The 6,242-nt window shown below is 28.8% G+C and carries 8 protein-coding genes; 5 read left to right on the top strand and 3 right to left on the bottom strand.

From position 1 onward, the window contains the following. The first annotated feature begins 132 nt into the window (after positions 1–132). The 5 genes from JM658_RS16710 (at position 133) to JM658_RS17160 (ending at position 4,573) form a co-directional block, all read left to right on the top strand. Positions 133–1,392 (top strand): tyrosine-type recombinase/integrase, encoded by a 1,260-nt coding sequence (locus JM658_RS16710; RefSeq protein ID WP_236960987.1) that lies wholly within the window; start codon positions 133–135, stop codon positions 1,390–1,392. 550 nt (positions 1,393–1,942) lie between these two features. Then, on the top strand, positions 1,943–3,601 hold the full coding sequence (locus JM658_RS16705; RefSeq protein WP_236960985.1) for a hypothetical protein: 1,659 nt from the start codon (positions 1,943–1,945) through the stop codon (positions 3,599–3,601). Then, the gene (locus JM658_RS16700; protein WP_236960977.1) at positions 3,598–4,035 is read left to right on the top strand and encodes a hypothetical protein; all 438 of its coding nucleotides are present in this window, start codon (positions 3,598–3,600) and stop codon (positions 4,033–4,035) included. The genes JM658_RS16705 and JM658_RS16700 overlap by 4 nt, the downstream gene beginning before the upstream one ends. 180 nt (positions 4,036–4,215) lie before the next feature. Continuing rightward, positions 4,216–4,452 carry a type II toxin-antitoxin system Y4mF family antitoxin gene (locus tag JM658_RS16695; protein WP_236960975.1) on the top strand — a complete coding sequence of 79 codons (237 nt, stop codon included), beginning with the start codon at positions 4,216–4,218 and terminating at the stop codon, positions 4,450–4,452. Then, positions 4,439–4,573 carry a hypothetical protein gene (locus JM658_RS17160; RefSeq protein ID WP_262911789.1) on the top strand — a complete coding sequence of 45 codons (135 nt, stop codon included), beginning with the start codon at positions 4,439–4,441 and terminating at the stop codon, positions 4,571–4,573. Before JM658_RS16695 ends, JM658_RS17160 begins: the two co-directional genes overlap by 14 nt. A gap of 56 nt (positions 4,574–4,629) precedes the next feature. Here the strand turns inward: JM658_RS17160 and JM658_RS16690 are convergent, their stop codons facing one another. From JM658_RS16690 to JM658_RS16680, 3 genes are all read right to left on the bottom strand, one after another. Continuing rightward, positions 4,630–4,836: a helix-turn-helix transcriptional regulator gene (locus JM658_RS16690; RefSeq protein ID WP_236960973.1), complete on the bottom strand. Its 207-nt coding sequence runs from the start codon at positions 4,834–4,836 to the stop codon at positions 4,630–4,632. Next, on the bottom strand, positions 4,826–5,260 hold the full coding sequence (locus JM658_RS16685; protein ID WP_236960971.1) for a hypothetical protein: 435 nt from the start codon (positions 5,258–5,260) through the stop codon (positions 4,826–4,828). The genes JM658_RS16690 and JM658_RS16685 overlap by 11 nt, the downstream gene beginning before the upstream one ends. A gap of 416 nt (positions 5,261–5,676) precedes the next feature. Then, the coding region (locus JM658_RS16680) for a hypothetical protein (protein WP_236960969.1) at positions 5,677–6,242 on the bottom strand (566 nt) is incomplete at its 5' end.

Raw genomic sequence — 6,242 nt, 5'->3', positions numbered from 1 at the left:
TTTTATAATTTATTATTTTATAATCTCTTATATGCATTGATAGTCAATTAGTTAATAATTTTATTATAACTAAATATAAGAAAATAGTATATTTGATTACATAAAAATTGTCAACTAAATTGTCAACTGGATATGAAACATACTTTTTATCTTAAGCAGCCGAAGAGTACTAAAGAGTCTTTAATCTTGTTTTCTTGTTATTTCAAAAAAGAGAATAGAAAGTTTGTGTATTCTACTGGTGAAAGGATAAAACCTTCTTCTTGGAACTTTGAAAATAATGAGCCTTATAAAAAGGGAAAGAATCGGGCTAGTAATGCTAACTCGATAAAAATTCAATTAGACAGGTATTCAAATTGTTTCAATGAGATAATAGGAATATGTTTAGCTACCAGAGAAGAGTTTACTTGTATTCTTTTGAAAGATAGGTTTAATGATGAGTTTAAAAAATCATCTACCAAAAAGAATCTCTTTTTTGAAGCTCTCGACACTTTTATTGATGAAAAAAAGAAATTAAAAGTTTGGAAGCCTTCAACTGCTAAGCGCTATACAAATATTAAGAATCACCTTTTGAAATTTGAAAAAGAGAAGAAATTCAAGCTTACTTTTAATAAAATAAATAAACGTTTTTACACAGAATTTACGGACTATTGTTATAATAGTGAAAACCATTATTCTAACACATTTGCTAGGAATATGGGACTGTTTAAAACATTTATGCGCTGGGCAGTAAAAGAAAAATTGACTTATAACCTTGCTTTTAATGACTTTAAAGTTCCTTCAAGAGTTCTAACTAGAGAAGAAGCTTTAACCCTAGAGCAAGTAGAATTAATATTCAATTTAGATTGCAAAAATGAGAAATTGAACAAGGTTAAAGACTTATTTGTTTTTCAATGCTTAACTGGCATGCGATATGGAGAATTAAAAAAGGTTAATAAGCGTACAGTATTTGATAATTGTATTATACTAAAAGAAGAAAAAGATTCTGGTAAGCCAACTCGTGAAATACCATTGACAACTATTTCAAAGTATATTTTAAAAAAATATGACTTTAAATTACCAATAATTACAAATCAAAAACAGAATGAATATATAAAAAAAGTTATTGAGAAAGCAGAATTAATTCATGATGTGGAGTATACAAGGGTGAAAGGAGTGGAACAAGAAATATTTATTAAGTCTTTTGCTGACCGAATATCAACTCATACTGCTCGTCGTACTTTTGTCACTATTATGCGTAATAAAAACGTTCCTGACAAAACAATTATGAGTATTACTGGGCATACAGATATAAAAACTTTTAATGCTTATCATAAAGTAAACAATAATGCTAAAAGCGATGCTGTAAATAATGTTTTTGGAAGTATGGAATTACCTAAATTAATGAAGGTATAAGTATATAGATAGTTTCTGCTTTTATAGTTTTCTTTATATACTGAAATCCTTAATGAATATATTGTATCTTAATAATATTCATTCATGCCTAAATTAAAAATTGAACTTGAAAATAGATTGCACCTAATTGTATATTTGGTATATATTTGCGATAAAATACTATACAAGGAAAAGAATGTAATGAAAGTAATTAAAAAAATTACTCAAAAACAATCCTTAGAAAACTTCTATTTTATACTATTGAACTTGTAAACAAGTTATAAGTTTCAAAATTATATTTCCTATAAAAAATCAAGTTAAATAGTGTAGTGTGCTAACCATATAAATGCTGAAAAGCATTACGAATAAAGAGAATTCTGAAGAAATAAAAAATAGTAATGTCGCTTTAGAGTGTTCCCCTCTTATTCTTTCTTCTTAGTTTATTAATAGAATTAAGAGTTATATGAAAATAGTGAAAGGGATTATCCCCCTTTTTAAATTAGCAATAGTGATTAAAAGTATTTTTCATTATATTACAGTTTATTATCTATATTATTAAACTTTACTTAATATGAAAAAGAGAAAGCGAATAATAAAAGCTTCTTATTTTTTTTCCTTATTGTCTCTAGTACCTTTCTTAGCATGTGAAAGTGAGAATATAAACGAAGAAGTATTACTTAACAATCAAGATCAGGAAATTGTTGTTGAAAATAAAGAGTTTAGAAAATACAGTATCGATCAATTAAGTGAAGATTTTCAATTACAATCTTTTCTTAAAGGCACAACCGAAAGTGATAAGACTTCGTTGGGTAATAAAACAGATACTATCGCTAAATTAAATATGGAAAAAATTATTAAAATTGTTAAACCTGAGTATACTACATATACTTTTTTAATACAAGATTCTATAAAAGACGATTATTCTTTTTCAAATTTAATTGTAACTGTAACCCCCGAAAGAGCTAGCTCATATATAATGAATTACTTTCCTAGTATAGATTACATATTAGGAGTAAAAAACGGTATTAGTATAGGTTTCACTGGAGATTACAACTACTCCAAAAACTATGACAATATAACAGAATTACTCAAAAGCCATATTAAAGAAAAAGAAAGTCATGTTAACAATAAAAGTAATATACAAGGAAGGTGTTACGAAAGTTTTGTTATAGAAACTATGTGTGTAGAGCATAAGCATTGGCCTGGACAAGATTGTAATTATCAGGGAGATGAAGCCCCTCAATCATACAGTTATAGTATAGAGGTTAATTGTACAAGTGGAGGAGGAAGCGGATCTATTGGAGATGACTTTGGGTCTGGAAGTACATTTGATCCAGACGGCGGTGGCGGTGGAACTTCACCTAATCCACCAGATGGTTTCGAAACTACAGAAATTACACCAAGTATCTTTGATTTAAAGATCATGTTAAGCAAATTATTAACTTTAAATTTATCACAAAATAATTGGCTTACTAATTATGATCCTTTCGGACAATTTACCAAAAAAGCACTTATATATTTAGATAATAATAATAATACCTTTCACGCCAAAACATTTATTAGATGGGTTATTGATTTTGAAATTGAAAACCAAAACCCTCCACACGATTATAAAAAATCTTTAGAGGGCATGGTTATTGGATTGAAGAAATTCGGAGGTTCCGAAGGTGCATTAGTAGCAGAATATATAGAGAATGTTTTGACAGACATAAATAGCATGGCCTTTGGGGACGTAAAAGATTTCCATGCTTTAATGAAAGATACAGTAAGTCAATTCAATACAGCAATGATGTCAGCTATTATTAACGCCTATGCCGAAGTAGCATTACCTATAATAGAATATGCATTGTTCGAGAGTGGGACAACCTTGGCAGTTAAATTATTAAGTAAAATCCCCATATCTTGGGTCTATAGAGGTACTCGACTTAACAAAATCGTTAAGGAAGTTGGTTTATTAGGAGAACGTGGTAAAACAACAAATATTCGTTTATTTAAAACAAACGCCCCAATTTCTAATGCGAAAGAAACTTTTAACACATTAACAAAGCATGCAGTGTCAAAAACCACTGAGACTAATGGATCGATTGTTGCAAACATGGGAAATGGGAATTATATTACATATAGACCAATTACTGCATCTTCTAGCGGCATTCCTGCTACCCTGTCATTAGATTTTAGATCAGCGAATGTTTGGACCAAAGTGAGAGAAGTAAAATTTATAAGAAAATGAAAAATGAAACGCTTTTTGATGAAAAATATATTAATCTTTTTTCACCTGATGGAATAGAATTTATCTATTCAATTCTTCAAAGTTTGGGTTACTTAGATTTTAAATCAAGCGAAGCTAGAGAGAAATCAATCTCAGTAATTGAAAGGCTATTTGAGTTGGATTTAATAGAAATATTTCATTGGGGAGATTATCAAAATATGCTAAAGGATAGACAATTTACAACTTCGGAAACAATAACACACATTAAAAAAGTTTGGTTTGTTGGAGCAGATTTTTCAGATTTTTATAGAATGCCAATGTTTAAATTTAAGGAGTGGTATCTAAACTCATTGAGAGAGCAAGGTCTCGAAGAATGTACTGATTGGAAAATTTTTGTTGAGGAAAAAATTGGTAGCTTAGAGCAATGGATAGAAGAAAATAGACCTAAAGATTAAAAATTCCAACCGTTATTATGAATTCGTTTATCATTCCAATGAAGATTTTTTTGCAGTATAGATATATCAAAATTAAAGAAGGCATAAGTATATAGATTGTTTCTATATTTATAATTTATACGCTTTTACATATAAAATTTTAATCCCAAACTAAATTATATGTAAAAACATATATTCTAAATGAAAGAACTAGCTGTATTTGTAAAGGAACGAAGAAAGTCTGTAAATCTAACTCAGGAAGAGTTTGCGGAAAGAGCAGGAGTTGCTTTAACTGTGATTAGGAAAATTGAGCAAGGGAAAACTAATTTGAACATGGAGAAGGTAAATCAAGTGCTTAAAATGTTTGGGCATCAATTAACCGTAGTAGATTCTAAAGAATTCGCAAATTATATAGCACAACAAGATGAGAAGCGCTAACATATATTATAATCAAGATTTAGCAGGAGAACTTGTAGAAACGAATGATGGAGAATTTGAGTTTACATACAATGAAGCCTATGTTGAAAAACATCCAGATCAGTTTATTACGTTTACATAATAACTCAGCTAATTGTACAAATACTCAACTATAAATTAATCTAATGTTCGTTATTTCTAATTGAAATCATTCTGATCTAAAATAAAAAGTTCTTCAACATTCTTCTCCAAAAATTTGGCGATTTTTAGTGATAAAACTGTTGATGGAACATATCTGCCTGATTCAATAGAAATTATAGTCTGTCGAGATACACTAAGTTGTATAGCAAGTTCTTCTTGTGTCAACCCTTTTGCTTTTCTTTTAGCCTTTACATTATTTTTCATTCTTGTAGGTTGCAATGTGAACAATATAATTAAAACGAGTGATGTAAATAATCCAAAAAATAAATATAGTTATGATAAAGAATAACATCATACCTGCATCCTTTGGTGGCTTTCCCATGAAACCAATCCAAATTAAGCCCACAATAAGAAATATCATTTGTAGTAAAGCTGCAAATTGAAATGATTCTAACCGTATATTTTTTATCATTTCATCTTCAATTCTTTCTTTGGAAAAAGCCAAAATATAAGAGCCAAAGAAAAAAGAAAAAAAACCAAGAATAGCACAAAACATATTCAATAGTTTTGGTTTTGAAAGTCCAATGAATTGACAAATTTCTGTAACCCATCCAATTTGCATTGCAATCCAAAGAAAAAGACCCATAGGAGTAATTATTAATCCTATTTTTTTAAAACGATGTGGCATAAGTTTAAACATAATTTAATTTTGTTAAGTTTACTTTACGTAAAGTTAGCTTAACATTTTGTAAAAACAAGAATTTTTTATATAAAATTTATATCTTAAGTTTGATTGAATCAAAAATTTAATTTAAATGAGAAAAAACCTACTAATTTTTACGTACATTTTATGCACAATATTTTTATTTACTATGTGTAATTTAGAGGACAGCTCTTCCTCTGCTGATAGTGATAGCTCTTTAAGAAAAAAACAAATATCGAATGAAATTATAATATTACTGACAAGAGGTTTTAAGTGCTAGATAGAGTAGGGCACACATTATAGTTCGCTATCTTCGTCATTCTGTACACGTCTTTCCAGCCTTATATGGTACACGATTTAGCTATTTGCGTCATTCAGTACACATATTTTATATTCCGAGTTTATAAAAACCTTCTTTTTTTCTTCTTTTTACGCAAGTCTTCTTGGTAATCATTCGGTGATGGTATGTTGTTGTGTTTAAAAACTTTTGCTATTTCACTTAATAGTTCTGATTCCTGCACTTTATTAGGTATTTCATTTTTGATGTGATTGAGTTCCTTTTCTTCTTTTAAATCTGAAAAATCATCATTTATCATCTTTGATAATTCAGACCATTTTAATTTTATCTCTTCACCATTATATTTAATTGATGTTTTTTGATCGGTAAATGACACTCCTATAATGGCGTCTTTTAGCGCTCCTGATTTAGCTCTTAATACATTTAATTTAATTCCCTTTTTTAGGAGGGAAGTTCTAAAATCATCTAATCCGATAATTTTATTATTATTCTTAAGTGGATTATAAATACTAAAAACCCGACCTCTAACATTCTTCAAATGCTGCTGTTTCTGATGAGTGTTTTTTTCAAATAGCTTATGAAAATCACTTAACCCTATCCCTTTAGTGGTTTCTGAAGCATTTAGTGTTTTACCTGCTTGTTGCTTTTTAATACTACCATCCTTTTTTA

Source organism: Joostella atrarenae (assembly GCF_021764745.1).
In the GTDB taxonomy this organism is placed as follows: domain Bacteria; phylum Bacteroidota; class Bacteroidia; order Flavobacteriales; family Flavobacteriaceae; genus Galbibacter; species Galbibacter atrarenae.
This window is presented reverse-complemented; position numbering and strand designations above follow the sequence as displayed.